The 255-nt window shown below is 51.8% G+C and carries 1 rRNA gene; it reads right to left on the reverse strand.

The features are described from left to right. Positions 1–96: ribosomal RNA gene (locus HCN83_RS18135) — 23S ribosomal RNA — on the reverse strand; the annotation flags it as partial. Positions 97–255: the final 159 nt, after the last annotated feature.

Raw genomic sequence — 255 nt, forward strand, 5'->3', positions numbered from 1 at the left:
CTCACTTACAGCTCCCCGAAGCATATCGGTGTTCGTCCCGTCCTTCATCGGCTCCTAGTGCCAAGGCATTCACCGTGCGCCCTTGGTCGCTTAACCATCTGATACGTGCTGACTAGGCTTCACGCCCGTCCAGCATCAGACCCCAATGCCTAAAAAAGGGATCTGGCATACCAGTGATTCGTCGTTCTCGGCATTTCTTCTAAGACACTCGGATTCCTCTCTAACCAGGTTTATCTGATCATTGATTCAATCCGG

Origin of the sequence: Alkalicoccus luteus, from assembly GCF_012034335.1 — a bacterium.
GTDB lineage: Bacteria > Bacillota > Bacilli > Bacillales > Salisediminibacteriaceae > Alkalicoccus > Alkalicoccus luteus_A.